Below are 25,606 nucleotides of genomic sequence, written 5' to 3'. Positions count from 1 at the left end.
GCAGAGGGAGAAGGGGGGAGGGGGCGGAGGGGGAGGGGGCGGAGGGGGAGCGGTCGGGAAGTCGGGGAGGGGCGGGGTCGGGACGGGGACGACAGGTGGACGGAAAGCGCTTTCCCGCTCCCCTCGCGGAGGAGCCTACTTCAGGTACTCCAGGCCAGGGTGCACCGCCGTGTAGCCCTCCACCAGGCGTCGGGCGACGTTGACCGAGTCGACCAGGGGATGCAGGGCGAAGGCCTTGACCGCGGTCGTGCGGGAGCCCGACTCGGCGGCGGCGAGGACCTCGCGCTCGACGGCCTTCACCGCGCAGACCAGGCCGGTGGCGTGGTCGGGCAGCGGGGCGACGGCGACCGGGTGGGCGCCGTTGGCGTCGACCAGGCAGGGCACCTCGATGACCGCCTCGGTGTCGAGGACGGAGAGGGTGGTCCGGTTACGGACGTTGAGGATGAGGGTGGTGCGCTCGTCGCGGGCGATGGCCCGCATCAGGGCGAGGGCGACCTTCTCGTAGCCTCCGGAGAGGTCGTCGGCGTCGCGTTCGCCGGCGCCCGCCGTCTCGCGGTTCTCCGCCATGTAGGTGGCCTCGCGCTCGGCGCGGGTGCGGTCCCACGCCTTGAGGGCGTGGGCGTCGGGGCGGCGCATCTCCTCGTAGAAGTGGGCCTGCTGGTCCTTGAGGAAGGCGCCGCGGGTCTTCTCGGCGGCCTGGTAGGCGCGGACCGCCTCGCGGTTGAAGTAGTAGTAGTGCAGGTACTCGTTGGGGACGGCGCCCAGGGACTGGAGCCAGTCGACGCCGAAGAGTTTGCCCTCCTCGAAGGAACCGAGCAGATCGCGGTCGGCGAGGAGACGCGGGAGCTCGTCGCGGCCGGCGACGCGCAGTCCGCGGACCCAGCCGAGGTGGTTGAGGCCGACGTAGTCGATCCAGGCTTCGCGGGGGTCGGCCCCGAGGACCCGGGCGATACGGCGGCCGAGGCCGACCGGTGAGTCGCAGATGCCGATGACGCGGTCGCCGAGGTGGCGGGACATGGCCTCGGTGACCAGGCCGGCCGGGTTGGTGAAGTTGATGACCCAGGCGTCGGGGGCGAGCCGGGCGACACGCCGGGCGATGTCGACGGCGACGGGGACGGTCCGCAGCCCGTAGGCGATGCCGCCGGCGCCGACGGTCTCCTGGCCGAGGACGCCTTCGGCGAGAGCCACCTGCTCGTCGTGGGCCCGGCCCTCCAGACCGCCGACGCGGATCGCGGAGAAGACGAAGTCGGCGCCGGTGAGGGCCTCGTCGAGGTCGGTGGTGGCGGTCACCTCGGGGGCGTCGGGGATGTCGGCGGCCTGCTCGGCGAGGACGCGGGTGACGGCGGAGAGCCGTTCGGCGTCCAGGTCGTGCAGGACGACATGGGTGACCCGGCCCTCGGCGCGGTCCCCGAGGAGCGCCCCGTACACGAGGGGCACCCGGAATCCTCCGCCGCCCAGAATCGTCAGCTTCACGCAACTACCACCTTTGCCGATCGTGCATGTGTGCGGGCAGGCGCGGGGCCCGCCGTGCGGCCGTGGGGCCGCCCGGCGCGCAGGACCCGCGCCGTGGCGCGCCGGGGGTACCGGTCACCGGGACACGTGTCAGCCCGCCGCGCCCCTGTGCCGCCGTGGTCGCGGCGACGGACGCGGGCCGGGCCGTCGTCGCCCACCGCACCGCCGCCCCGGGGGAGCATGCCGCCTGAGCGGTGGATCATGCCTGCGGCGGCGCGGTTCGTACCCGGCGCGCGGTTCACGTGGTCACGACCTCGACCCCGGCCTCCTCGAAGGAGGAGCAGGTCGTCCCGTCCACGGGCGTGTTGGTGACCACGACGTCGAGTTCCCGGGGGCCGCAGACCCGCGCCATCCCCGTGCCGGGGAACTTCGCGGAGTCGGCGAGCAGGACCACCTTGTCGCTCGCCTTGATCATGGCGCGCTTGACCGGGACCTCGACGACGGTGGTGTCCATCACCTGGCCGCCGGGCCGCACCCCGCTGGTGCCGAGGAACAGCCAGTCCGCGTGCAGTTGGCGGAGGTTGTCCTCGGTGAGGAAGCCGACGAGGGAGCGGTACTCGCGGCGGACCATGCCGCCGAGCAGCACCAGCTCGATGCCCTCGTCGTCCGCGAGTTCCTCGTAGACCACCAGATTGCTGGTGATCACGGTGAGCCTGCGGCCGTGCAGCTGCCGGGCCAGGCGGTAGGCGGTGGTCCCGATGTCGAGCAGGACGGACTGGCCGTCGCGGACCATGGAGGCGGCCCGCGCCGCTATCGCGTCCTTCTCTGCCACCCGGACCTCGGCGACCTCGGCGAAGGGCTGGTCGCCCTCGTCCACGACCGCCCCGCCGTGCACCCGGGTGAGCAGCCCTTCCTCCTCCAGCCTGACGAGGTCTCGCCGGATGGTGGCCGGGCTCACACCGAGCTGTTCGGACAGATCGGTCACGGCAGCGGGGCCGCCTGATCGCAGGGCCCGCAGGATGAGTTGGTGTCGTCTCTCTGCCAGCACGCGCTGAACAGTACTCGTCATCCTCAATCATTTCCATGCTCACTTCTGCTCGGGTATTGACCAATCTCTCGGATCAGCGCACGATTCCCGGCATCGAATTTGAAGAGTTCTGACGAGAGGTGCACGCGTGGACCACGACCGGCCCGATGTGCTGCTGACCGGGCTGCTCTTCTACGACCTCGTGCTCACGGGGCTGGGAAGGCCGCCGACCCCCGGCGAGGAGATCTGGACCGACGGCATGGGCTGCGGACCCGGCGGCATCGCCAACCTGGCGGTGGCCACCGCCCGTTTCGGCCTGCGGACCTCCCTGGCAACGGTCTTCGGCGACGACTACTACGGCGGGTACTGCCGTGAGGTCCTCGCCGGGCAGGAGGGCGTGGACCTCGCGCTCTCGCGCACCGCGGACGGCTGGCACACCCCCGTCACCGTCTCGCTGGCCCAGGGCCAGGACCGGGCCCTCGTCACCCACGGCCGGCAGCCGCCGTACTCGCAGGACGCGCTGATGGGCGACCCGCCCGAGGCGCGTACCGCGCTCGTGCACATCGAGGCCGAGCCGCGCGAGTGGCTCGCCAAGGCGGCCGCGAACGGCACACACATCTACGCGGACGTCGGCTGGGACCCCACCCAGGAGTGGTCGCGCGAACTCCTCGGCCAACTCGCCCTGTGCCACGCCTTCCTCCCCAACGAGACCGAGGCGATGGCCTACACCCGCACCGACAGCGCGGCGGCCGCGCTCGGCACGCTCTCCGAGCTGGTGCCGGTCGCGGTCGTCACCCGCGGCGGAGCCGGCGCGATCGGCGTCGACCAGACGACCGGCGAGTACGCCGAGGCCCCCGCGCTCGACGTGGACGTCCTCGACACGACCGGCGCCGGGGACGTGTTCGGCGCGAGCTTCGTCGCGGCGTCCCTCGGCGGCTGGCCGCTGGAGGAACGCCTTCGGTTCGCCGTCCTGGCCGCCGGCCTGTCGGTAGGGCACCACGGCGGGGCCCTCGCCGCCCCCGGCTGGTACGGCGTCGAGCGCTGGTGGCGCTCGCTGACCGACCCCGCCCTCAAGAAGACCTACGGCTTCCTCGCGGACCGCATCCCGGCGGACACCGGACCACCGGTGCGCCACGCCCCGGTCACCCCACCCGCACGGCTGCCCTGAACCCCCCGGAAACAACGCCCCTCAGTACCACGAACAGGAACAAACAGGAGTGTCCCGTGGACCTTTCTCGTAGAGGCTTCCTCCAGGCCGCCGTCTTCACCGCGGCAGCCTCCGGACTGACCGTCGCCTGTGGCGGCGGCTCGGAGTCCGGCGGTACCAAGAACGGCAAGAACCTGACCATGTGGTACTGGGGCGGCGCCCTCAGCGACAAGGTGGTCGCCGAGGCCAAGACGCACTTCAAGGGCCGGATCAAGCTGACCAGCGCCTCCATCGGCGGCGACTTCAAGCAGAAGCTGACCACCACCCTCGCCGCGGGCGGCTCCTCCGTGCCCGACATCACCGGCATCAAGGGCGAGGACATCGCCTCCTTCCTGCCCAACGCCGACCGCTTCCTCGACCTGAACGACCTGGGCTTCAAGAAGCTCTCGTCGCAGTACCTGGAATGGAAGACGAAGCTCGCCCAGACCAAGGACGGCAAGCAGATCGGGTTCCCGATCGACATCGGCCCCACCGCGCTCTTCTACCGCGCCGACCTGTTCGACAAGGCGGGCCTGCCCGACGACCCGGCCAAGGTCGCCGCCGAGGCGAAGACCTGGGACGACTACTTCGCGCTGGGCACCGAGCTGAAGAAGGCGCTGCCCGGCACCTTCCTGGTCAACAACATGGGCTCGGTGTTCAACATCGCGGTCGGCCAGGGCACCAAGAGGTTCATCGACGAGGACAACCACTTCATCGGCGACCAGGACCACATACGCGCCGCGTGGGACACCGCGATCCGCGCCTACCGGCTCGGCCTCGACGCGAAGATCAACGACCAGAGCTGGAACGCCGCCGTCGGCAAGAGCCTGACCACCGAACTCGGCGCCGCCTGGCACGCGTTGGACATCGAGTCGGCGGCACCGGGCACCAAGGGCAAGTGGCGGGTCTGCGCCACCCCCGGCGGCCCGGCGAACCAGGGCGGCTCCTATCTGACCCTGCCGAAGCAGTGCCGCAACCCCGAAGAGGCGTTCAAGATCATCAGCTGGATCCTGAGCCCCGACAACAACGCCAAGAGCTTCACCGACGCCGCCATCTTCCCCGCCTCCCCCGCCTCGTACGCGATGCCGGCCATGACGGGCCCCGACGCCTTCTTCGGCGGACAGAAGATCATCGAGGTGTTCGGCCCGGCCGCCGAGGCCATCCCGGTGAGCTACGAGGCACCCGCCGACTCCGCGGTCATGGCGCCCTTCATGGCCGAGCTGACCAGCATCGAGGCCAAGGGCAAGAAGCCCGACGACGCCTGGAAGGACGCGGTCTCCCAGGCCAAGCAGATCGCCCGGCGACAGGGGGTGAGCTGAGGTGTCGTCACCTCCGGTCACCGGCCCCGCCGCGGTGCGCGAGCATCGCGGCGGGCCGGGCCCGGCCCGCTTCCGCCCGCGGCGCACCCCGCCCGCGGGCGCCGCTCGGCCCGCGCGCCGCGGGATCCTGTCGTACTGGCGGCAGTACCTGGCGATCTCGCCCTTCTATCTGATCTTCACGGTCTTCTCGTTCGGTCCCGTCTTCTACTCGCTGTATCTGGCGTTCCAGCGCTACGACGGCCTGGGCACCAAGCAGTTCGTGGGACTCCAGCAGTTCGAGTTCCTCTGGAACGACCCGGTCTTCTGGCTGTCGATCCGCAACACCCTGGTCATCTGGGTGCTGTCGACCGTCCCCACGCTCTTCGGCGCCCTCGTCCTCGCGACGCTGCTGCACTCGGTGCGCCGCTTCAAGGGCTTCTACCGCATCGCCCTCTACGTACCGAACGTCACCTCGATCGTCGCCGTGGCGATCTTCTTCGGGGCGGTGTTCAGCAACGACTTCGGTCTGGTCAACGCGATCCTGGGCACGGTCGGCATCGATCCGGTGCCGTGGCTGAGCGATCCCTGGCTGATCAAGGTGGTCATCGCGCTGCTGATGACCTGGATGTGGACCGGCTACAACATGATCATCTACCTGGCGGGCCTCCAGGCGATCCCGCAGTCGGTCTACGAGGCGGCCAGGATGGACGGCGCCGGCCCGGTCCGCACGTTCTTCCAGATCACCATTCCGATCATGCGGCCGATCATCCTGTTCACCGTCGTCATCTCGACCATCAACGGTCTGCAGAGCTTCAGCGAACCCCAGGTCCTGTTCGCCAGCAACGCCGCCAACCAGAACCTCGGCGGCCCCGGCCAGGCCGGTCTGACCACGCTGCTGTACTTCTACCAGTCGGCCTTCCTCGACAACGACTACGGCTACGGCGCGGCCATCGTGTGGGCCTTCTTCGTACTGATCATCGTGCTCGTCGTCATCAACTGGCGCATCGTGCAACGAGGGAGGAAGCCATGACGACAGCCGTCACGCCACGGCCGGCCACGGGCGCGAAGCGGCCACGCCGCCCCAAGGGCCTGTCCGCCCACCTCTTCCTGATCCTGGCCGTCGTGATCTCGGTCTTCCCGTTCCTGTGGACGATCGTGATGGCGACCAACACCACCCGCGACATCTACAAGAGCCCTCCGAAGCTGACGTTCGGCTCGCACCTGCTGGAGAACATCAGGGGTGTGCTCGACACGGTCGACTTCTTCGGGTCGATGCTCAACACGGTCGTCGTCGCGTGTGTCACCACGGTGCTGGTGCTGTTCGTCGACTCCCTCGCGGCCTTCGCCTTCGCCAAGTTCGACTTCCCCGGGCGCAGGATCCTCTTCGCCACGCTGCTGGTGTTCATGATGCTGCCGCTCCAGCTGGCCGTCCTCCCGCAGTTCATCCTGATGTCGGAGGTCGGCTGGGTCGGCATGCTCAAGGCGCTGGTGTGGCCCGCCCTGTCCAACGCCTTCGGCATCTTCTGGCTGCGCCAGTACATCGAGAACGGTGTGCCCGACGAACTGCTCGACGCGGCACGCATCGACGGCGCCGGGTTCTTCCGCCAGTACTGGAACGTCGCGCTGCCGATGATCAGGCCCGCGATGTCGTTCCTCGCCATCTACGCCTTCGTCGGCGCCTGGAACGACTACGTGTGGCCGCTGATCGTGCTCACCAACCCGGACCACGTCACGCTCCAGGTGGAGCTGGCCCAGCTCAACGTCGGCCACAACACCGACTACAGCATGGTCATGGCCGGTGTGCTCATGGCGTCCCTCCCGCTGGTGATCGTGTTCTCCGTCTTCGCCCGCGGATTCATCGCGGGAGCCACCGAAGGTGCGGTACAAGGCACCTAGGGGGCGCTGTGCGGGGACTTCCCCCTGACCCCTGTCGAGAGAAGAGGTGCACCGTGGTGGATGTCGCCGCAGCGGGACGACCGGAGCGGGGCAAGGTGCTCGTGGTGGGCATGGACGGACTGCGCTACGACCGGCTGACGCGGTCGCCGTCCACGGCTCCCGTGCTGCACGCTCTGATGGCCGCCGGCGCCCACGGCAGCAGTCTGCTGCCCTACGGCGAGGCGGACGGCGAGGCCGGGCACGGGCCGACCACGAGCATGGCCTACACCGACTCGGGGCCGGGCTGGTCGAGCGTCATGACCGGGGTGTGGCCCGACCGGCACGGCGTGACCGGCAACGACTTCGTCGGCGCCGACTACGCCCGCTACCCCGACTTCCTCACCCGCGCCGCCTCCGTCCGGCCGGGCCTGCGCACGGCGGCCGCCGTGTCCTGGCCGACCCTGATCCGCCGCGGCACCCTCGGGCGCGGCATCGGCCGACGGGTGCGGTTCAACGGCGAACGCCGCGGCTACGGGACGGCGGACCGCCTCGTCGCCCGCACCGCCCTGCGCTGGCTCACCAAGAGGGACCCCGACGCCCTGTTCGTGTATCTGGGCGCCACCGACGAGGCCGGCCACGACACCGGCCCCCTCTCCCCCGCCTACGACCAGGCCCTCCTCGACCAGGACGCCCACCTCGGGCGGCTGCTGGACGCCATCGAGGCCCGCCGCTCCGACCCGGCCCGCGCGGACGAGCGGTGGACGGTGCTGGTCACCACGGACCACGGGCACCGTGACGGCGGCGGCCACGGCGGCGACAGCCACGCCGAGCGCGAGGTGTTCGTCGTCCTCGCCGAGCCCGGTATGCCCGGCGGCACCCGTCTCGACGAACCCCGGCTCGTCGACATCGCCCCCACCGCCCTGGACCGGCTCGGCATCCCCGTCGACCCGGAGTGGAACCTCGCGGGCCGCGTCCTGGCCCCCGACCCCATATCGCCCCCGAACCCGGAACGGCCATGACCGACGCACTCCTCGCCCCCGTCCTCCCGCCGGCCGGCCCCGCCGCCGGCCGCCTCGGTACGGAGGCCGCCCGCCGATGAACGATCCGTCGACCACCGGGCCCCGGCCCACCGATCCCCTGATCGCCCTGCGTCCCTGGGCCGCCCCCGAGGTGACCTCCTGGGGGCGGCTGCCCATGAACGCCGTGGACCGGCGCTCCCGGGCCCGGTCGCTCGACGGCCGCTGGCGGTTCCAGCTGCTGCCGTCGCCCGGCGACGAGCCCGGCCCCACCTGGTCCTGGGCCGAGCTTCCCGGTTCCTGGGCGCTGCACGCGGCCGAGGACCCCCCGCAGTACACCAACGTCCGTATGCCCTGGCCGGAGTTCCCGCCGCACTCCCCCGCCGTGAACCCTACGGGCGTGTACGAACGGCAGGTCGAGACACCCGCCGACTGGGCCGGCCGCCGGATCGTCCTCCAGGTCGGCGCCGCGGAGAGCGTGCTGCTCGTCCATGTGGACGGGCGGCCGGTCGGCATGTCCAAGGACTCCCATCTGGCGGCGGAGTTCGACGTGACGGACCTCGTGCGCCCCGGAGCGCCGTCGACGGTACGGCTCACGGTCGTGAAGTGGTCCGACGCCTCCCACATCGAGGACCAGGACCAGTGGTGGCTCGGCGGCGTCACCCGCTCGGTGCTGCTGTACGCCACCGACCCGCTGCATCTCGCGGACGTGACCGTGCGGGCCCGGCGCGACGGCGCGCTGCGGGTGGACTGCCGGGTGCGGACCGGCGAGGGCACGGGCGCGCTGCCCGCGGGGTGGTACGTCAGCGGCGAGCTGGACGGTCTGGCGCTCGCCCAGGACACCGCGTTCGACCGGGTCAACGCCGAGGACGAGCGGGTCTCCGACTTCCTCGGTGAGGCGCGGATGGAGGCGGTCGTCCCCGAGGTGCGGACGTGGAGTGCCGAGACGCCCGAGCTGTACGACCTCACGGTCCGGCTGCACCGCGCCGACGGCACGGTGGCGGACACCTCGCACCACCGGATCGGCTTCCGCGACGTCGAAGTGCGCGGCCCGGACCTGCTGGTCAACGGGGAGCGCGTCTACATCCGGGGCGTGAACCGCCATGACTTCCATCCGCTGACGGGCCGTACGGTGTCGTACGACGACCTGCGCGCCGACCTGGTCACACTGAAGCGCTTCGGTTTCAACGCGATCCGCACCTCCCACTACCCGAGCGACCCGGCGCTGTACGACCTCGCCGACGAGCTCGGCTTCTACGTGGTGGACGAGGCGGACATCGAGTCGCACGACCACGCCCATGAGATCGCCGACGACCCGCGCTATCTCAACGCGTTCGTCGACCGGGTGTCCCGGATGGTCCTGCGGGACAAGAACCACCCGTCGGTGATCATCTGGTCGCTGGGCAACGAGTCCGACTACGGCGCCAACCATGACGCGGCGGCGGGCTGGCTGCGGCGGCACGATCCGACGCGGCCGGTGCAGTACGAGGGCGCCGCGAAGCTGGACTGGGGGGCCACGGACGACGCCTCCGACATCGCCTGCCCGATGTACGCGCCGATCGAGGACTGTGTGGCGCACGCGCTCTCCGGCGGGCAGACCCGGCCGCTGATCCAGTGCGAGTACTCGCACGCCATGGGCAACAGCAACGGCACGCTCGCCGACACGTGGGCGGCCATCGAGGCGACCCCGGGTCTTCAGGGCGGGTTCATCTGGGAGTTCTGGGACCACGGCATCCTCCAGCGTGTGAACGACGGAAGACCGGCCGGGCGTGGGGGCGCCGGGCTGTATGACAACGGTGTCGCCGCCCCCGGACTGCGCTGGGCGTACGGCGGTGACTTCGGCGAGACCGTCCACGACGGCGCGTTCATCGCCGACGGGGTGGTCTTCCCCGACCGGACGCCGAAGCCGGTGATGTACGAGCACCGCGAGATCGCCGCCCCGGTACGGCTGTCCGTGGAGGGCGAGGGCACCTGGCGGGTGCTGCGGGTCCACAACAAGCAGCATTTCCGGGACCTTTCGTGGCTCGCGGCCGAGTGGGAGTTCGCCGCGGCCGACGGCGGCACCTGGACGGTGCCGGCCCGGCTGCCCGACGTGCCCGCGGGCGGCTCCGCCGTCATCGACCGGCCCGAGGTGCGGCACGGGGCCGGTGAGATCTGGCTGACGCTGCGGGTGACGACGGCCGCCGACGAACCGTGGGCGCCGCGCGGCACCGAGGTGTGCTTCCCGCAGGTGAGGTGGTGCGAGGCGGACGAGGGCGAGCCGGTGGCCGGCGCCGACGCCCCTGAGGGCCATGTGCCCGCGCCGCCCACGGACGACGAGGGGCTGCTGCGGCATCCGCTGCTCGCCGCCCCGCCGACGCTGAGCCTGTGGCGGGCCCCCACCGACAACGACGTCCTCGGCGGCATGGCCGAGCGCTGGCGGGCCTGGGGCCTCGACAGCCCGGCGCGCGAGACGGTGTCCGTGGAACGCGAGGGCCCCCTGGTGCGGGTGCGGTCGCGGCTGCTGACGGGTGCCGGGGCCGTCGAGCACGAACAGACGTTCACGGCGCTGGTGGACGGCCGGATCCTGGTGGAGGAGATCGCCGTGCTGCCCGAGGAGCTGACGGACGTCGCCCGCGTCGGCACGGTGTTCGAGACCACCGAAGGGTTCGACCGCCTCGCCTGGTACGGGCAGGGCCCCTGGGAGAGCTACCCGGACCGTGCGGTCGGGGCTCCCGTCGGGCACCACTCGGCCGCCGTCGACGACCTGTTCACGCCGTATCTGCGCCCGCAGGAGAGCGGAGGACGGCAGGGCGTACGGCACTTCACGCTGTCGGGGGCCGGGCACGAGCTGTCGGTACGGCTCGACGGGCCCCGGCAGGTCTCGGTCAACCGGTACCGCGCGGAGGACCTCGCGGCCGTCGCGCACCATGACGAGCTGGTGCCCCGGCCGGGCTGCGTGGTGCACATCGACGCGGCGCACCGGGGGCTCGGCACGGCGTCGTGCGGGCCCGACACCTCGCCGTCGTATCTCGTCCCGCCGGGTGTCCACCGCTGGTCGTGGACGCTGCGCGCGCTCTGAACCCCACCCCCCACCTTCACTTCCCCTCTCCCCCTTTCCTCTCGGACCTTCCACGGACTTCCCACGGAGCACAGGTGTGTACTTCGCATGAGCACGACCAGGGCGAGGCGGCCCCGCAGGCCGGCGCCGGCAGACGGAACTTCCTGCGGGCGACCGCGCTGATGGGTGCGGTGGCGGCGGTCGTCCCGGCGGCCGGAACCGCGTCGGCCGCCGCCGAGTCGCCCGCGGCGGCGGCGCGTTGGCGGCCCGACCCCGACAGTCGCCGGTTCACGCTGGCGGTGATGCCGGACACGCAGTACCTCTTCGACGGGCCGAGCATCGACAAGGCGCCCGTGGAGGCGTCCCTGCGGTACCTGCTGGAGCACGGGCGGGAGGAGAACATCGTCTTCCTGTCCCATCTGGGCGACCTCACGCAGAACGGCGCGAAGCAGGAGTGCGCGGCGATCGGTGAGGCGTTCCGGCTGCTCGACCGGAAGGGCGTCGGCTACAGCGTCCTCGCGGGCAACCACGACGTCCGCTCCTCCACCGACGAGCAGCGGGGCCCGACCCCCTACCTGGACGTGTTCGGCCCCGACCGGTTCGAGGGCCGGCGGACGTTCGGCGGGGCCTCCCCGGACGGCTACAACTCCTTCCACCTGTTCGAGGCCGGCGGGCGGCAGTGGATGGTGCTCGCCCTGGACTGGCGGTTGTCGGGCAAGGGCTACGCGTGGGCCGAGCAGGTCCTGGCGAAGCACCCGAGGACGCCCGTCGTGCTCACCACGCACGAGCTGGTCGACGGGGACGACTCCCTCTCCCCGTACGGGCAGCAGATGTGGGACCGGCTGATCGCGGACCACGACCAGATCTTCCTCACCCTCAACGGGCACTACTGGCCGGCCGCCCGCGCCGTCCGGAAGAACGCCGCGGGCAACGACGTCCATCTGCATCTCACGAACTACCAGAACCGGTACTTCGGCGGCGCCGCGATGATCCGCCTGTACCGCTTCGACCTCGACCGGAACACCATCGACGTGGAGACGGTCTCCCCGTGGATCCTCGGCCGGGCGGCGAAGGGCCTGAACGAGCTGGAGCGGCAGGAGAGCGAACTCTCCGGCGACGCCGACCGGTTCACCGTCGACCTCGACTTCGAGAAGCGGTTCGCCGGCTTCGCCCCGGTGCCCGCGCGTCCCGCACGGCCCGCGTCGCGGATGCTGGTGCGCGGCACCCTCGCGTACTGGCGCTTCGACGGCAAGGCCGACGGGGCCGAGGTCGACGGGATCGTGCGCGACCGCTCCGGACACGGCAACGACCTCACCCTGGTCACCGTCGGCGGCGGCACCCTCACCCACTCCGCCGACCACCATCCGGACCAGCCGGGCCACGGCAGCCTGGAGTTCCACGGCGGGAAGCCGCCGCTGAAGGGCGCCTATCTGCGGACGGTCGACGGGGCGCCCCTCAACTCGGCGACGTTCGAGGACGGTTACACCATCGAGGCGTTCTACCGGCTGCCCGCCGACTGGGACCCGGCGCGCCACGCGTGGGCCGGCATCCTCGGCCGCACCGGCACGGGCGGCGCCGCCGGCAGGACCCAGGACGACCCCGACGAGCCGCTCGCCACGCTGTCGCTGTCCAACGACCGCGAACCGCAGTGGGCGGTGCGCCCGCTCAACCAGCAGGGCATCGCCACCAACTGGGGCCAGGAGACCCCCCTGGAGACGTGGTGGCACCTCGCGGTCGTCAACGACGGCCGGCACACCACGCTGTACGTCCAGGGCTGCCCCGTCGTCCGCAACCCCAGGGCGGCGGCCGTCGGCCTCGCCTCGGTCGGGCTGCCGTGGATCCTCGGCGGCTACGAGTACGCGGGGAAGATCGACCAGATCCTGCACGGACGGCTCGGTGACGTCCGCGTCGTCGGACGGGCGCTGCCGGTCACCTCGTTCATGAACCACTGACCATCCCCGGAAGGGTTCGCACGACCATGTCCGAGCAGCAACTGCCCGTCTGGGCCGATCCGTCCGTCTCCCCCACCGATCTCGACGCGCAGGGGCTGTCGCGCCGCGGCCTCCTGCGCGCCTCGGGCCTGTTCGGCGCGGCCTTCGCGCTGGGCTCCCTGGCGACACCCGCGGTCGCCGACTCCGGGCGCCACGGGGGCGACGACCCCCGCCTCGCCTATCTCGTCGGCGACCACCACATCCACTCCGTATACAGCCACGACGCCAAGTACACGTTCTCCCAGCTGGCCGCGGCGGGCGCGACGTACGGCCTCGACTGGATGGTGTTCACGGAGCACTCCAACTTCGGGCACGCCGACTTCGGGGCCGCGCTGGAGCACCGGGAGATCCTCCGGGCCCGCGCGGAGAACCCCCGTCAGCTGATCTTCCAGGGCCTGGAGTGGTACATCCCGGCCGCCGAGCACTGCACGGTCTTCACGACGCCCGGCCCCCACGAGGTCGACCTGCTCACCGCCTTCGAGCGGGCGTACGACGGCAAGCTGCTCGGCTACACCGACGGTTCCGTGGGCGGCGCGGACACCGCACGCAACGAGGCGCACGCCGTCAAGGCCGTCAATTGGCTCGCGGAGCAGCGCCGTTCGGGGTACGTCGACGACGTGCTGGTCCTCGCCAACCACCCGCTGCGGCTCGGCATCGACTCCCCGCACGAGCTGCGCGCCTGGCGGGACGCGGCCCCCGAGATCATGATCGGCATGGAGGGCGCGCCCGGCGCCCAGGGCGCCGCCATCCCCGGCTGGCGGGGCGCGAACTCCATCCGGGGCGAGTACGAGAACAAGCCGTCCGCGCAGTCCTGGCCCGGCTACCCGGCGGAGGCGTACCTCACGTACGGCGGTTTCGACTGGTCGACGGCGACCGTGGGCGGGCTCTGGGACTCCCTGCTCGCCGAGGGCCGGCTGTTCTCGATCACCACCAACTCGGACGCCCACCGGATCGTCTTCGACACCTGGAAGAACGGCGACTGGCCCGCCGGGCAGAACTTCGACACCACCGGCAAGCTGCCCGACCCGGTGAACACGGACACCCCGCAGCCCGGCAGCGACTTCTGGCCCGGCCAGTTCAGCCGCACCCACGTGGGCGTCACCCGGTACGGCTACCGTGCCGTGATGGCGGGCCTGCGGGCGGGCCGCGTCTGGCTGGACCACGGCCATCTGCTGGACGGCCTGGAGGTCCGGGTGAAGCGGGACCGCGCCCCCGGCCGGGGCGTCACGCTCGGCGGCCGGCTCCACGCCCGCAAGGGCGAGAAGCTCACCCTGACGGTGACCGTGACCACGGCCTCGCGCCGCAACCCGCAGCGGATCCTGCCGGAGTTGGCCCATGTCGACGTCGTCCGGGGCACGGTCCGGGGTCCGGTGACCGACCGGGACTCCTGGCGGGCGCCGGACACCCGCGTCGTGCACACCGAGGACGTCAGCGGCCGCAAGGGCACCTACACCCTGCGCGTGCCGATCACGGTCGGCGACGAGCCGTTCTATCTGCGGCTGCGGGGCAGTGACGGCCACCGCAACGGCACCGGCTACCTGGGGGCCTCCGTCGACCCCCACGGCCCGATCCCGCACGCGCCGGGCGACGGCGACCCGTGGCAGGACACGTGGTTCTACACCAACCCGGTGTTCGTGGACGTGCGGTGAGCGTCGGGTCCGCTTGAGAGCGCGGGGGCCCTGCGACCGGCGACGGTCCGACGGCCCCCGCGCTCCTCGGTGCGCCGGCCTCTACCGGGAGGGGGACGGACTCGGGCTGAACGCCCGGTCGCAGTGGGGCCAGTCGTGGAAGTCCCGGTCCTCGCTCCACAGCCGCTTGGCCGCGCGGATGTTCCACTCCGGGTCGAGTGCCTGGCGCGGGGTGCCCTTCAGGTCCCTCAGCCGGGCGTCGGAGATCTGGAACAGGCCCCAGTTCCGGGTGCCGTTGGTGTTCGGGAGGATGTGCAGCGGGTCGAGGAAGGACTGGCAGTCGGCGATCGCGACCGCGCGGTCCGGTTCCTCGGTGAACACCTCACGGATGCGCTTGCGCACCTTGTCCGGTGTCCAGGTGCTCATACGCGCCTCGGACGCGTACAGCGCCCGCTTGGTGGTGTCGCCGACCACGCCGTTGGGCGGTTCGATCCCGGCGATCACCTGGAAGGCGGTCACACGGCGCAGGGTCTGCGGGCCGAAGTCGCCGTCCACCCCGATGACCGCGCCCTTGCTCTCCAGGAGGCGCTGCACCTCGCGGACGCAGGTGTCGTGCTGGCCCATGGCCACCACTTCCCGGCAGGCGGAGGTGAAGAGGGTACGGCTGTCCTTCTTCCCGGGTGCGGCGGCGTTCCCGTCGGGGCCGTCGCCGTCCTCGGCCGAGCCCAGCGACGGCAGGGTCCAGGCCATCCCCCCGAGGAACAGCACCACGAGGCCGACGGCCAGGGCGACACGTCCGCGCCGCCGACCGGGCCCCACGGCCCCGGTCCCGGATGCGGCCACGGCCGTGTCCACCGTCCCGTGGGGCGCCTCGCGCGCCCTGGTGTCCGGCCCCTGCCGGCCGGCCTCCGGATCCTCCTCGGGCGCGGGCTCCGGCCGGGAGGTTTCCGGGGCCGGCTGGGCGGCTTGCGGCGCCTGCCGTGCGGCGGTCGGTTCCGGCGCAGGGGCGAGGGGTTCCGACTCGGCGGCGTTCGTGGCAGGTTCGGCAGTCACCGACGGCGGCCCGGCGGTCTCCGGTTCCGGCCGAGTGGCCGCCGGCCCCGTGGGAGCGGTGGCCGGCTCCGCCGGTGTCGTCGGCTCCGGTTCCCGGGCGGCGTCCGCCAGGGCCCACAGGCGGTGCAGCGTCCGCAGTTCCTCCGGGGTGGCCCCGCAGGCCACGGCCAGTCGGTGGACGGTGCCGTAGTCCTGCGGTACCGAGCCGCCCAGGCAGTAGCGGTGCACGCTGGACCCGCTGGTTCCGGCCTTCGCGGCGAGGGCCGCGTAACTGAGTCCCGAGCGCTCCTTGAGCGAGCGCAGACATGCGGCGAACCGCTCGGACTCCGTGCACTCGGACACGGGCGTCCCCCCTTTTTCCCCTTGCTGCCGCGCGTGACGGCGGCGCCGCACGTGGTCGGACGGCGGCGCGGTGTGTTCATGGATGAGAGGCGCCCCCCTGGATCCCCCGATCCCCGCGCCCGAGCACACTGTGCCAGAAACAGACGGCCGGAACCCGGCAAACTCCAGCCACTTCCGGGCGGACGACCGGGATCCGTTTCCGCTCTCCGTCCCAGTGCCGTCCCAGCGTCGGCGGAACACCGCAGGCCGGTCGTGTGACGGCCGTCCCAGCGTCCCAGCTGCGCGGAAACCCTTGTCGCGCCGTGTCGGCGATTGCCAGTCTCGGGTCGTCGGGGGACGAACCACCTGCGCCACCAGGAGCCGGCAGTGGCTGATGTCAGTGGCTGAATTCACACCGCAGGGCGGAGCACCCATGGGGGAGTGCTCCGCCCTGTGGCGTTGCCGGGGTGCCCCGGTCCGGGGCGCCCCGTCAGGCGTAGAACCGCGACAGGCTCTGGAGCACGGCGGCCGGCTTGGGGGCGCCCTCGATCTCGATGGTGCCGTCGACGGTGATCTGCACGCCGCCCGGGACGTCCTCCACCGAGGCCAGCCTGCCGACGAGGCGGATCTTGGAGCCGACCTTCACCGGGGAGGGGAAACGGACCTTGTTCAGGCCGTAGTTGACCTTCGTCGACACGCCCTCGACGTCCAGCAGCTCGGTGAACAGCGGGATGAACAGCGACAGGGTCAGATAGCCGTGCGCGATGGGGGCGCCGAAGGGGCCCCCGGCGGCCTTCTCCGGGTCGACGTGGATCCACTGGTGGTCCCCGGTGGCGTCGGCGAAGGTGTTGATGCGCTCCTGGGTGACCTCGATCCACTCGCTGGCGCCGAGGTCGCTGCCGGCGAGCTTCTTCAGCTCGTCGATGCCGTTCACGGTGATGCTCATGTTCCCTGCTTTCGAGATGAGTTGATGGTGGGTCAGCTGTTGCCGTAGCGCTTGCGCACCCGGGCCTTCAGCAACTTGCCGGAGGCGGTGCGGGGCAGCTCCTCGGCGATCACGACCGACTTGGGGATCTTGTACTTGGCGAGCCGCCCGGCCAGGGAGGCCAGCACCTCGTCGGCGTCCAGGGCGGCGCCCTCCCGGGGGACGACCACCGCGCGCGGCACCTCGCCCCACTTGTCGTCGGGTACGCCGATGACCGCGCACTCGACGATGTCGGGGTGGGCGAGGAGCTGGTCCTCGATCTCGGCGGGGTAGATGTTCTCTCCCCCGGAGATGATCATGTCCTTGATGCGGTCGACGATGAAGACGTACCCGTCCTCGTCGACGCGGGCGGCGTCGCCGCTGCGGAACCAGCCGTCGGCGAACACGGCGGCCGTCTCCTCCGGCAGGCCCCAGTACCCGGGCATGACGTGCGGGCCCCGCACCACGACCTCGCCGGGTTCGTCCACGTCGACCGGTGTCATGTCCGGCCGTACGACCCGCACATCGCTGAAGAAGTGCGGGACGCCCGCCGAACCCGCCTTGCTCACGGCGTGCTCCGCGTCGAGGAAGAGCGTGCCGGGCGCGGCCTCGGTCATGCCGTAGCCCTGGAGGAAGGTGAGGCCCCGCTGCTGGAACTTCGCGATGAGCGGGGTCGGCACCGGGGAGCCGCCGCAGGACAGCATCCTGAGCGAGGACAGGTCCGCGTCGGCCCAGCGCGGGTGCCGGGCCACCTGGTCGAACATGGTGGGCACGCCGAACATGAACGTGATCCGGTGCCGTTCGATCAGGTCGAAGGTGGCCTCCGGCACGAACGACTCGACCAGGACGCACGTGCCGCCCTTGAGCAGCACGGGCAGGGTGAGCATGTTCAGCCCGGCGGTGTGGAACAGCGGGGCGGAGACCAGGGCGCGTTCGTCGGCGATGACGTCCTGGTCGACGAGGACGTTGACGGCGTTCCAGATGATGTTGCCGTGCGTGAGCATGGCGCCCTTGGGGCGGCCGGTCGTCCCCGAGGTGTACATGATGATGCAGGTGTCGTCGGCGGTGACCGGCTGGTCGATCGGCTCGGTCTGCGCCCCGGCCAGCAGCGCCTCGTACTCGCCGCCCGTCTCGACGTACGTACGGACGTCGGTGCCGCCCGGCAGTCCCGCGACGAGCCCGGTGAACCCGGGCGCGTACACGAGGGCCTTGGCTCCGGAGTCCGAGAGCTGGTAGGCGATCTCGGGTCCGGCGAGGCGGGTGTTGAGCGGGACGAACACCGCGCCGAGGGTGCCGACGGCGAACAGCGTCTCCAGGTACGAGGGGTGGTTGGGCCCCAGGTAGGCGACGCGGTCGCCGCGTCGGACGCCGGAGGCGCGCAGGGCGTGCGCGAGGCGCGTGGTGCGCTCGTACAGCTCCGCGTAGGTGATGGTGGTGTCGCCGTGGATCAGCGCGGTGCGCTGCGGGGTCTTGCGGGCCCGCCGGGCGGGCCACGACCCCAGTCCCTCATTGCGCATGTCTGTGCCCCTGTCCGTCGTTGCACATGGGGGTGTCCCTCACGGTGTGGTCATGGCTTCGTCAGCCCGAGCAGCCGGGCGGCGTTCTCCTTGAGGATCTTCGGCTTGACCTCGTCCTTGATCGTCAGCTTCTCGAAGTCGGCGAGCCAGCGGTCGGGGGTGAGGACGGGGTAGTCGGAGCCGAAGAGGACCTTGTCCTTGAGCAGGGTGTTCGCGTACTGCACCAGCTGCGGCGGGAAGTACTTCGGGGACCAGCCGGACAGGTCGATGTGGACGCCCGGCTTGTGCGTGGCCACCGCCAGCGCCTCGTCCTGCCAGGGGAAGGACGGATGGGCCAGGATGATCTTCAGATGGGGGAAGTCGGCGGCGACGTCGTCCACGTGCAGCGGGTTGGAGTACTTCAGCCGGATGCCGCCACCGCCGGGGACGCCCGCGCCGATGCCCGTCTGCCCGGTGTGGAAGAGGGCGATGGTGCCGGTCTCCTCGATGACCTCGTACAGGGCGTACGCCACGGAGCGGTCGTTGGGGAAGAAGCCCTGGACGCTGGGGTGGAACTTGAAGCCCCTCACCCCGTACTCCTCGACCAGCCGGCGGGCCTGCTTCACACCGGCCTTGCCGCGGAAGGGGTCGATGGAGGCGAAGGGGATCAGCGCGTCCGCGTTGGCGGCGGCCGCCTCGGCGACCTCCTCGTTGGGGACGGGCTCGGTGCCGGTCGCGGACTCGGCGTCCACCGTGAAGATCACGGCGGCCATCTTCCGCTCGCGGTAGTAGGCGGCCGTCTCCTCCAGGGTGGGCTTGCGCTTGCCCTCGACCTTGAAGTAGGCGGAGGAGGCGTCGTGGAGGTCGTCGTCCAGCGACGACGTGCCCTTCTTCGACGAGACCTCGGCGTGGGTGTGGACGTCGATCGCGACCAGCTCGTCCACGTTCATGGCGGGACCTGCGGTGCTCATCACGCCTCCGGGATCTTCGGGGCGGGGATGCCCACGGTCTGCGGTTCGGCGCCCAGCGAGGTCGGCCAGACGTCGGCGAGCGCCTCGGGCGTCCAGCCGCCGTTCGCGTACGCCGTCTTGATCTCCTGCGGGTGCGACCAGAGTGCCACCTTGTCGCCGCCGATGCCGATGGCCTGGCCGGTGACACCGCGGGCGGCCTCGGAGGCGAGGAACGGGACGAGGGCGGCGCAGTCCTCGGGGGTGCCGAAGCCCTCGCCCTTGCGCAGGAAGTCCGGGAACGGCTTGCCCTCGCGCAGGGCCTCCACGTACGGGGCGAAGACCGGGATGGTCTCGGTCATCGCGGTGGCGGCGACCGGGATGATCGCGTTGACCGTGATGTTCGCGCGGCCCAGCTCCATCGCCCAGGTGCGGGCGAAGGCGGCGATGCCGGCCTTGGCGGCGGCGTAGTTCGTCTGGCCGAAGTTGCCGCGCTGTCCTGCCGGGGAGCCCACGAGGATCAGGGAGCCGCCCTCGCCCTGCTCACGCATACGGATCGCGGCGGCGCGGGCGCAGGTGAAGGTGCCCTTGAGGTGGGTGGTGATCACGGCGTCGAAGTCGTCGTCGGACATCTTCCACAGCACCTTGTCGCGGAGGATGCCCGCGTTGGTGACGAGGATGTCGAGCCGCCCGAACGCCTCCACGGCGCGGCCCACCAGCCGGTCGGCGGCCTCGGTGGTGCCGACCGGGACGACCTCGGCGACGGCCGTGCCGCCCGCCTCGGTGATGGACTTCACGGCCGCTTCGGCCACGGCCTCGTCGATGTCGTTGACGACCACGGAGGCACCGGCGGCGGCGAGGGCCTGGGCGTAGGCCAGTCCGAGGCCGCGGCCGCTGCCGGTGACGACGGCGACCTTGCCGGTGAGATCGATGCTGGGCACGAGTGGGGTCCCTTCGGAGTGGCAGCGCGGATGGCTGCGCGGCTTCGAAATTGAAGTTAAGAGCAATAGTTGTTGACGTCAATAGTTGTTGAGCCGAGGTCTTTGGGGCATCCTGGGGAGCAGCACCACAAGCGCCGCCCCGCAGGGGGCCTCGACCAGGGAGCCCGCCATCGCCAGCCAGCAGACTCAGAACACCGCCTCGATCGACGCGCGTGAGCCGTGGATGCGCGGGCTGCACGCGGACACGGGGTATCTGCTGTACCGCCTGGGGCAGCGCTCGGGGCAGCTGTTCAACGCCTCGTTGCAGGAGTCGGGGCTGCGGCTGCGCCACTACGCGCTGCTGCGCTTCCTGGCCACCACGCCGGGCGCGCTCCAGCGGGAGCTGAGCGCGTCCCTCGGGTACGACCCGAGCGCGATCGTCGGCCTGGTGGACGACCTGGAGAAGCAGGGCTTCGCCGAGCGGCGCCCCTCCCCCGACGACCGCCGCAGCCGGATCGTCGTCCTGACCGAGGACGGCCGGGCCTTCCTCCGGGACACCGACGAGGCGGGCCGACGCGTCACCGACGAACTCCTGGAGCCGCTGGACGCCGCCGAGCGCGACGCGCTCCACGTCCTGCTCCAGAAGGTCACCGAGGCCGGGCTGGGGTGACCCGGTGCCGATGACCGCCGACGCGCTGCCGGAGCCGGGGGCCGCGCGCTCCGCCCCGGACCGGCTGCTCGCCGTGCTGGCCGCCTTCGACCACGACCACCCCGCGCTGTCCCTCACGGACATCAGCCGCCGGGCCGGGCTGACCCTCACCACGGCGCACCGGCTGGTGGGCGCGCTCACCGAGTGGGGCGCCCTGGAGCGGGACGCGGACGGGGTCTACCACGTGGGGCTGCGGCTGTGGGAGGTCGCGGCGCTCGCCCCGCGCGGACTCGCGCTGCGGCAGATCGCGCTGCCGTACCTGGAGGACCTGTACGAGGCGACGCACGAGAACGTGCAGCTGGCGGTGCGCGACGGCGACGAGGTCGTCTACATCGAGTGGCTCTCCGGGCGGTCGGCCGTCGGCGTCCACATCCGGGTCGGCGCCCGCTGGCCGCTGCACGCGACGGGCGTGGGGCTGGCGCTGCTGGCGCACGGCGACCCCGCGTCCCAGGAGACCTACTGCCAGGGGGAGTTGGCCGCCTTCACGCCGTACACCATCACCGACGGCGCCCGGTTGCGCCGGGTGCTGGCGGAGGTCCGGCGCACGGGTGCGGCGGTGAGCAGCCGGCAGGTCACGGAGGACGCGCTGTCGGTGGCGGCGCCGGTCCGCGGGCCGGGCGGGACGGTGGTCGCCGCCGTGTCGGTGGTCGTGCCCCGGGCGGGCGCGCAGGTCCCGGTGCTGACCCCGGCGGTACGGGTCGCGGCCCGGGGCATTTCCCGCGCCCTGGGCTGGCGGCCGGACGAGGTGTCGACGCCGAGGGCGGGCCGCGACAGCGGCGGGAGCGGCCGGGGATCCCTGATCCCGGGCCGCTCCGCCCTCCTCCCGCCCCGGCCGACGCCGCTGTCCGCCCCGCCTTCCTGAGAGCGCCCGCGCCGGCGCCGGGCGCCGTGACGGGGCTCTCAGGCCATGAGGCCCTCGTAGACCGCTGCCAGGATGAGGAACGCGCGGTCGTCGCCGAGACCGCCGTTGTCGATCATCTGGTTCATCGTGTAGGCGACGGACATCCGGGCGTCGAGGTCGACGAGGACGAGGGAGCCGCCCCAGCCGCCCCAGAAGCAGGTGCGGGGGTTGGGCAGCTGACCGCCGTTCAGGCCGTAGCCGAGGCCCCAGCGCATCGGTACGCCGAGGACCCGGTCGGTGCCGTCGAACTGCTCCTCAAGGGCCCGTTCGCACCCCTTCTCCGAGAGCAGCCGCACGCCTCGGGCCTCGCCGCCGCAGGCCAGCAGCGACTGGACCGCGGCGATCGAGCGGGCGTTGCCGTGTCCGCCCACGGCCGGGATCTCGGCGCGCCGCCAGGCGAGGGTGTTGGCGGCGGCCGCCGGGACGTCCGGGTTGGGCTCGCCACCCCCGCGGGGCGGGGAGGAGGGCGGCGGGAGGATCGGCGCGACCCGCTGGTCGTGCTCGGGGCCGAGGCCGATGTGGAAGTCGGCGCCCAGCGGCCCGGCGACCTCCTCGGCGAAGAACGTGCCGAGACTGCGGCCGGTGACCCGGCGCACGACCTCCCCGACGAGATACCCCTGGGTGACCGCGTGGTACCCGGCGTCGGTGCCGGGTTCCCAGGCGGGCGCCTGCGCGGCGAGCCGGGCGGTGACCGTCGGCCAGTCGTAGAGGTCCTCCAGCGTGGTCGGCGCGTCGAAGACGGGGAGCCCTGCGGTGTGGGAGAGGAGATGACTCACCCGGACGCCCTCCTTACCCGCGGCGGCGAACTCGGGCCAGTACGCGGCCACCGGCGCGTCCAGGTCGAGGGCGCCGCGGTCGGCGAGGATCAGCGCGCACAGCGCGGTCATCGTCTTGGTGCTGGACCAGACGTTGGTGAGGGTGTCCCGCTGCCAGGGGATCGTGCGGTCCGCGTCGACGTGGCCGCCCCACAGGTCGACCTCCGGCTCACCGTCCACGAACACCGCCACCGAGGCCCCGACGTCCTTGTCGGCCAGGGAGGCGGCCAAGGCCGAGCGCACCGGCGTGAATCGATCCGTACACGTGCCGTGAGTGTCCACCATGGGGGCGAAGCTAACGGCTTGTTACGGAGCCGAGCCACCGAATAACCGCCCGCGCGGTGGTTGCCGTCTTCACAGGGTGAACTCGCCCTCCCGGCAAGTACTTTCTCCGCTTTAACTCTTGACGGCCGCGTCGACGGGGCGCACATTGGCCGCACGCTCCTCTTCTGAGAGCGCTCTCAAAGAACGGGACCGAGCAGAGCGTTCTCCGCCCGCGCATCTCACTCCGTACTCCCCACCCCAAAGAGGCCGCCATGAGTGAACCCTCCGGCATACCCGTCGGGCGTCGTCGCCGCCCGCTCCGGCGCGTGCTCCTCGCCGTCGTCAGCGCGGTGGCGCTGGCCACGGCGGGGGCGACCGCCGCGCAGGGGGCCGCCCCCACCCCGCCCTCCGGCTGGACCCAGGTCTTCCTCGACGACTTCAACGGCACCGCCGGCTCCGGTGTGAACACCTCCAACTGGCAGTACGCGACCGGGACCTCGTACCCCGGCGGGCCCGCCAACTGGGGCACCGGCGAGGTCGAGACGATGACCAACAGCACCTCCAACGTCTCGCTCGACGGCAACGGCAATCTGCGCATCACCCCGCTGCGCGACGCGGCGGGCAGATGGACCTCGGGCCGCGTCGAGACCAACCGCACCGACTTCCAGCCCCCGGCCGGCGGCAGGCTGAGGGTCGAGTCCCGGCTCCAGATGCCGAACGTGACGGGCACGGCCGCCGAGGGCTACTGGCCCGCGTTCTGGATGCTGGGCGCGCCCTACCGGGGCAACTACCAGAACTGGCCGAGCGTCGGCGAGCTGGACATCATGGAGAACGTCCAGGGCCGCAACCAGGTGTGGGCCACCATGCACTGCGGCACCAACCCCGGCGGCCCGTGCAACGAGACGACCGGCATCGGCAGCTCCACCGCCTGCCCGGGCACCACCTGCCAGTCGGGCTTCCACACCTACACCATGGAGTGGGACCGCTCGGTGACCCCGGAGACCATCCGGTTCTCCGTCGACGGCACCCAGTTCCACTCGGTCAACGCCAACCAGGTGGACGCCACGACCTGGACCAACGCCACCAACCACGGCTTCTTCATCATCCTGAACGTGGCCATGGGCGGCGCCTTCCCCGACGCGTTCGGCGGCGGGCTGGACGGCGACACCCGCTCCGGGGTCCCCATGGTGGTGGACTACGTCCAGGTGCTGTCGGCCTCCGGGGGCACCACCACTCCCCCGCCGTCGGGCACCCGTGACGCGTACAGCGCCATCCAGGCCGAGTCGTTCAACGGTCAGAGCGGAGTCAGCACCGAGAGCACGTCCGACTCCGGCGGCGGCCAGAACATCGGCTCCCTCGCGGGCGGCGACTGGGCGCTGTACCAGAACGTCGACTTCGGCTCCACCGGGGCCACGCAGTTCGTCGCCCGGGTGGCCAGCGGGGCGAACGCCGGCGTGAGCGGACTGGTCGAGGTCCGCCTCGACAGCCGCTCCAACGCCCCCGTCGGCAGTTTCGCCCTCGCCAACACCGGGGGCTGGCAGTCCTGGCGGACGGTGCCCGCGAACATCAGCCGGGTCACCGGGACGCACGACGTGTATCTGACGTTCACGAGCGGCCAGCCGCAGGACTTCGTGAACGTGAACTGGTTCAACTTCGGGCGCTGAGCGTGCCGTTGACCCCCACGGGGAGGGGCTCCGCCAACGGGCGGGGCCCCTTTCCCCTTCCCGTGGACGGCGCCCCTCGCGTGTCGCCCGTACGGCGTGGCGGTCAGCGCATCTCCGCCCGGAACGCCACCGGTGTCGTCCCGGTGTGCAGCTGGAAGAACTTGGAGAAGTTCGCCGAGTCGGGGAAGCCCACCGCCGCGCCGACGCGGCCGATCGGCAGGTCGGTGTGGGCCAGCAGCCGTTTCGCCTCCAGGACGACGCGCTTGTCGATGAAGCCCTTCGGGGTCTCCCCGGTGGCGGCGCGCACCGCCCTCACGAGGGTGCGGCGGGAGTAGCCGAGGGCGTCGGCGTACGCGCTGACGCTGTGGTTGGTGGTGAACTCCCGCTCCACGGCGTCCCGGAAGCGGGTGAAGGTCGTGTCGTGGTGGCTCGGGGACGCCTCGGCCGAGCTGTCCGCGAGATGGGCGAGGCGCAGCAGGAACGCCGTCAGGGAGTGCCGCAGCACGGCGGTGTGGAGCCCTGGTGGCAGGGTGATGGTGTCGACGTACTCGCGCTCCAGGTGCGCCAGGGAGGCGCGCAGGCCGACGAGTCGGGGCTCGTCGGGGCGGAGCAGCGGGGGCAGGTCGTAGCGGTAGAGGCCGGTGGCCTCGACCGTCTCCCGGGGCAGGAAGCCCGGTTGCATGGTGAGGACGGTCCCGCGGTACCCGGTGGTGCGTGAGAAGCGATGCACCTGTCCGGGGCGGATCCACAGCAGATCGCCCGTGTCCGCCTCGTACTCGGTGAAGTCGACCATGTGGGTGACGGGGCCGTGGTCGAACAGCATGACGACGTGGAAGTCGATGCGGTGCACCCGTTCCAGGGGGACGTCCGCGTGCCAGGTGCGGCGGTCGTCCATCGGGCCGACCTGCATACCGACACCGGAGAGGCTGAGCTCCGCCGGGAACGGGAAGGTTCTGATGCGGCCGCTCTCCCCGACGTCGCCGCCGTCCCCGATGCCCGTGTCCTTCATGCCCCCGCCCGCCCAGGTCCGCCGGTGTCC

20 protein-coding genes are annotated in these 25,606 nt (G+C 71.7%); 11 read left to right on the top strand and 9 right to left on the bottom strand.

What is annotated here, in order from left to right; translation table 11 throughout:
- Positions 1–135 precede the first annotated feature (135 nt).
- Positions 136–1,473, bottom strand: a complete 1,338-nt coding sequence (locus tag SMA5143A_RS05070) for a 6-phospho-beta-glucosidase (RefSeq protein ID WP_107461711.1) — start codon at positions 1,471–1,473, stop codon at positions 136–138.
- 277 nt (positions 1,474–1,750) lie between these two features.
- Complete coding sequence (locus SMA5143A_RS05065) at positions 1,751–2,500, bottom strand: DeoR/GlpR family DNA-binding transcription regulator (RefSeq protein ID WP_107461710.1); 750 nt, start codon at positions 2,498–2,500, stop codon at positions 1,751–1,753.
- Between the two features lie 127 nt (positions 2,501–2,627).
- Here SMA5143A_RS05065 and SMA5143A_RS05060 point away from each other — a divergent pair, with 127 nt between their 5' ends.
- The 8 genes from SMA5143A_RS05060 (at position 2,628) to SMA5143A_RS05025 (ending at position 14,534) form a co-directional block, all read left to right on the top strand.
- The gene (locus SMA5143A_RS05060; protein ID WP_107461709.1) at positions 2,628–3,647 is read left to right on the top strand and encodes a carbohydrate kinase family protein; all 1,020 of its coding nucleotides are present in this window, start codon (positions 2,628–2,630) and stop codon (positions 3,645–3,647) included.
- Positions 3,648–3,703: 56 nt separating this feature from the next.
- Entirely contained in the window at positions 3,704–4,984 is a 1,281-nt protein-coding gene (locus tag SMA5143A_RS05055) for an ABC transporter substrate-binding protein (RefSeq protein ID WP_107461708.1), read from the top strand.
- A gap of 124 nt (positions 4,985–5,108) precedes the next feature.
- Positions 5,109–5,993, top strand: a complete 885-nt coding sequence (locus tag SMA5143A_RS05050; protein ID WP_107461784.1) for a carbohydrate ABC transporter permease — start codon at positions 5,109–5,111, stop codon at positions 5,991–5,993.
- Positions 5,990–6,859 (top strand): carbohydrate ABC transporter permease, encoded by an 870-nt coding sequence (locus SMA5143A_RS05045; RefSeq protein ID WP_107461707.1) that lies wholly within the window; start codon positions 5,990–5,992, stop codon positions 6,857–6,859. Before SMA5143A_RS05050 ends, SMA5143A_RS05045 begins: the two co-directional genes overlap by 4 nt.
- Positions 6,860–6,912: 53 nt before the next feature.
- On the top strand, positions 6,913–7,857 hold the full coding sequence (locus SMA5143A_RS05040) for an alkaline phosphatase family protein (protein WP_375136457.1): 945 nt from the start codon (positions 6,913–6,915) through the stop codon (positions 7,855–7,857).
- Between the two features lie 76 nt (positions 7,858–7,933).
- Complete coding sequence (locus SMA5143A_RS05035) at positions 7,934–10,915, top strand: glycoside hydrolase family 2 TIM barrel-domain containing protein (RefSeq protein ID WP_107461706.1); 2,982 nt, start codon at positions 7,934–7,936, stop codon at positions 10,913–10,915.
- Positions 10,916–10,989: 74 nt separating this feature from the next.
- The gene (locus tag SMA5143A_RS05030) at positions 10,990–12,846 is read left to right on the top strand and encodes a LamG-like jellyroll fold domain-containing protein (protein ID WP_107461705.1); all 1,857 of its coding nucleotides are present in this window, start codon (positions 10,990–10,992) and stop codon (positions 12,844–12,846) included.
- A 26-nt stretch (positions 12,847–12,872) separates the two neighbouring features.
- Entirely contained in the window at positions 12,873–14,534 is a 1,662-nt protein-coding gene (locus tag SMA5143A_RS05025; protein WP_107461704.1) for a PHP domain-containing protein, read from the top strand.
- 81 nt (positions 14,535–14,615) lie between these two features.
- On the opposite strand, the gene SMA5143A_RS43730 is transcribed toward SMA5143A_RS05025, so the two are convergent.
- From SMA5143A_RS43730 to SMA5143A_RS05000, 5 genes are all read right to left on the bottom strand, one after another.
- Positions 14,616–15,908, bottom strand: coding sequence for a helix-turn-helix domain-containing protein (locus SMA5143A_RS43730; RefSeq protein ID WP_107461703.1), 1,293 nt, complete (start codon positions 15,906–15,908; stop codon positions 14,616–14,618).
- A gap of 469 nt (positions 15,909–16,377) precedes the next feature.
- On the bottom strand, positions 16,378–16,833 hold the full coding sequence (locus SMA5143A_RS05015; RefSeq protein WP_107461702.1) for a MaoC family dehydratase: 456 nt from the start codon (positions 16,831–16,833) through the stop codon (positions 16,378–16,380).
- A gap of 32 nt (positions 16,834–16,865) precedes the next feature.
- Positions 16,866–18,368 (bottom strand): o-succinylbenzoate--CoA ligase, encoded by a 1,503-nt coding sequence (menE, locus tag SMA5143A_RS05010; RefSeq protein ID WP_107461701.1) that lies wholly within the window; start codon positions 18,366–18,368, stop codon positions 16,866–16,868.
- A 50-nt stretch (positions 18,369–18,418) separates the two neighbouring features.
- A complete protein-coding gene (locus tag SMA5143A_RS05005; protein ID WP_107461700.1) occupies positions 18,419–19,297 on the bottom strand; it encodes an amidohydrolase family protein in 879 nt (292 codons plus the stop codon).
- 20 nt (positions 19,298–19,317) lie between these two features.
- A complete protein-coding gene (locus tag SMA5143A_RS05000; RefSeq protein WP_055538246.1) occupies positions 19,318–20,235 on the bottom strand; it encodes an SDR family NAD(P)-dependent oxidoreductase in 918 nt (305 codons plus the stop codon).
- Between the two features lie 223 nt (positions 20,236–20,458).
- On the opposite strand from SMA5143A_RS05000, the gene SMA5143A_RS04995 reads away from it, so the two are divergent.
- The gene (locus SMA5143A_RS04995) at positions 20,459–20,884 is read left to right on the top strand and encodes a MarR family winged helix-turn-helix transcriptional regulator (protein ID WP_107461699.1); all 426 of its coding nucleotides are present in this window, start codon (positions 20,459–20,461) and stop codon (positions 20,882–20,884) included.
- A 10-nt stretch (positions 20,885–20,894) separates the two neighbouring features.
- Entirely contained in the window at positions 20,895–21,785 is an 891-nt protein-coding gene (locus SMA5143A_RS04990; RefSeq protein WP_258193309.1) for an IclR family transcriptional regulator, read from the top strand.
- A gap of 38 nt (positions 21,786–21,823) precedes the next feature.
- Here SMA5143A_RS04990 and SMA5143A_RS04985 read toward each other — a convergent pair whose 3' ends face one another.
- Positions 21,824–22,924 carry a serine hydrolase domain-containing protein gene (locus tag SMA5143A_RS04985; protein ID WP_107461698.1) on the bottom strand — a complete coding sequence of 367 codons (1,101 nt, stop codon included), beginning with the start codon at positions 22,922–22,924 and terminating at the stop codon, positions 21,824–21,826.
- 251 nt (positions 22,925–23,175) lie between these two features.
- Between SMA5143A_RS04985 and SMA5143A_RS04980 the strand changes: the two genes are divergently transcribed.
- Complete coding sequence (locus SMA5143A_RS04980; RefSeq protein WP_107461697.1) at positions 23,176–24,567, top strand: glycoside hydrolase family 16 protein; 1,392 nt, start codon at positions 23,176–23,178, stop codon at positions 24,565–24,567.
- Between the two features lie 103 nt (positions 24,568–24,670).
- On the opposite strand, the gene SMA5143A_RS04975 is transcribed toward SMA5143A_RS04980, so the two are convergent.
- Entirely contained in the window at positions 24,671–25,576 is a 906-nt protein-coding gene (locus tag SMA5143A_RS04975; protein ID WP_107461782.1) for a helix-turn-helix domain-containing protein, read from the bottom strand.
- Between the last annotated feature and the right edge of the window lie 30 nt (positions 25,577–25,606).

The sequence above is a fragment of the Streptomyces sp. MA5143a genome (assembly GCF_900290235.1).
Taxonomy (GTDB): Bacteria; Actinomycetota; Actinomycetes; order Streptomycetales; family Streptomycetaceae; genus Streptomyces.
The sequence above is the reverse complement of the archived record's forward strand: the minus strand, read 5'-3'. Positions and strand labels throughout refer to the sequence as shown.

Bases quoted from the DNA above. Each gene is read 5' to 3' on its own strand.
- SMA5143A_RS04975 (WP_107461782.1), bottom strand. From the start codon at position 25,576: ATGAAGGACACGGGCATCGGGGACGGCGGCGACGTCGGGGAGAGCGGC.
- menE (WP_107461701.1), bottom strand. From the start codon at position 18,368: ATGCGCAATGAGGGACTGGGGTCGTGGCCCGCCCGGCGGGCCCGCAAG.
- SMA5143A_RS04990 (WP_258193309.1), top strand. From the start codon at position 20,895: ATGACCGCCGACGCGCTGCCGGAGCCGGGGGCCGCGCGCTCCGCCCCG.
- SMA5143A_RS05045 (WP_107461707.1), top strand. From the start codon at position 5,990: ATGACGACAGCCGTCACGCCACGGCCGGCCACGGGCGCGAAGCGGCCA.
- SMA5143A_RS04995 (WP_107461699.1), top strand. From the start codon at position 20,459: ATGCGCGGGCTGCACGCGGACACGGGGTATCTGCTGTACCGCCTGGGG.
- SMA5143A_RS05015 (WP_107461702.1), bottom strand. From the start codon at position 16,833: ATGAGCATCACCGTGAACGGCATCGACGAGCTGAAGAAGCTCGCCGGC.
- SMA5143A_RS05035 (WP_107461706.1), top strand. From the start codon at position 7,934: ATGAACGATCCGTCGACCACCGGGCCCCGGCCCACCGATCCCCTGATC.
- SMA5143A_RS05005 (WP_107461700.1), bottom strand. From the start codon at position 19,297: ATGAACGTGGACGAGCTGGTCGCGATCGACGTCCACACCCACGCCGAG.
- SMA5143A_RS05025 (WP_107461704.1), top strand. From the start codon at position 12,873: ATGTCCGAGCAGCAACTGCCCGTCTGGGCCGATCCGTCCGTCTCCCCC.
- SMA5143A_RS04980 (WP_107461697.1), top strand. From the start codon at position 23,176: ATGAGTGAACCCTCCGGCATACCCGTCGGGCGTCGTCGCCGCCCGCTC.
- SMA5143A_RS04985 (WP_107461698.1), bottom strand. From the start codon at position 22,924: ATGGTGGACACTCACGGCACGTGTACGGATCGATTCACGCCGGTGCGC.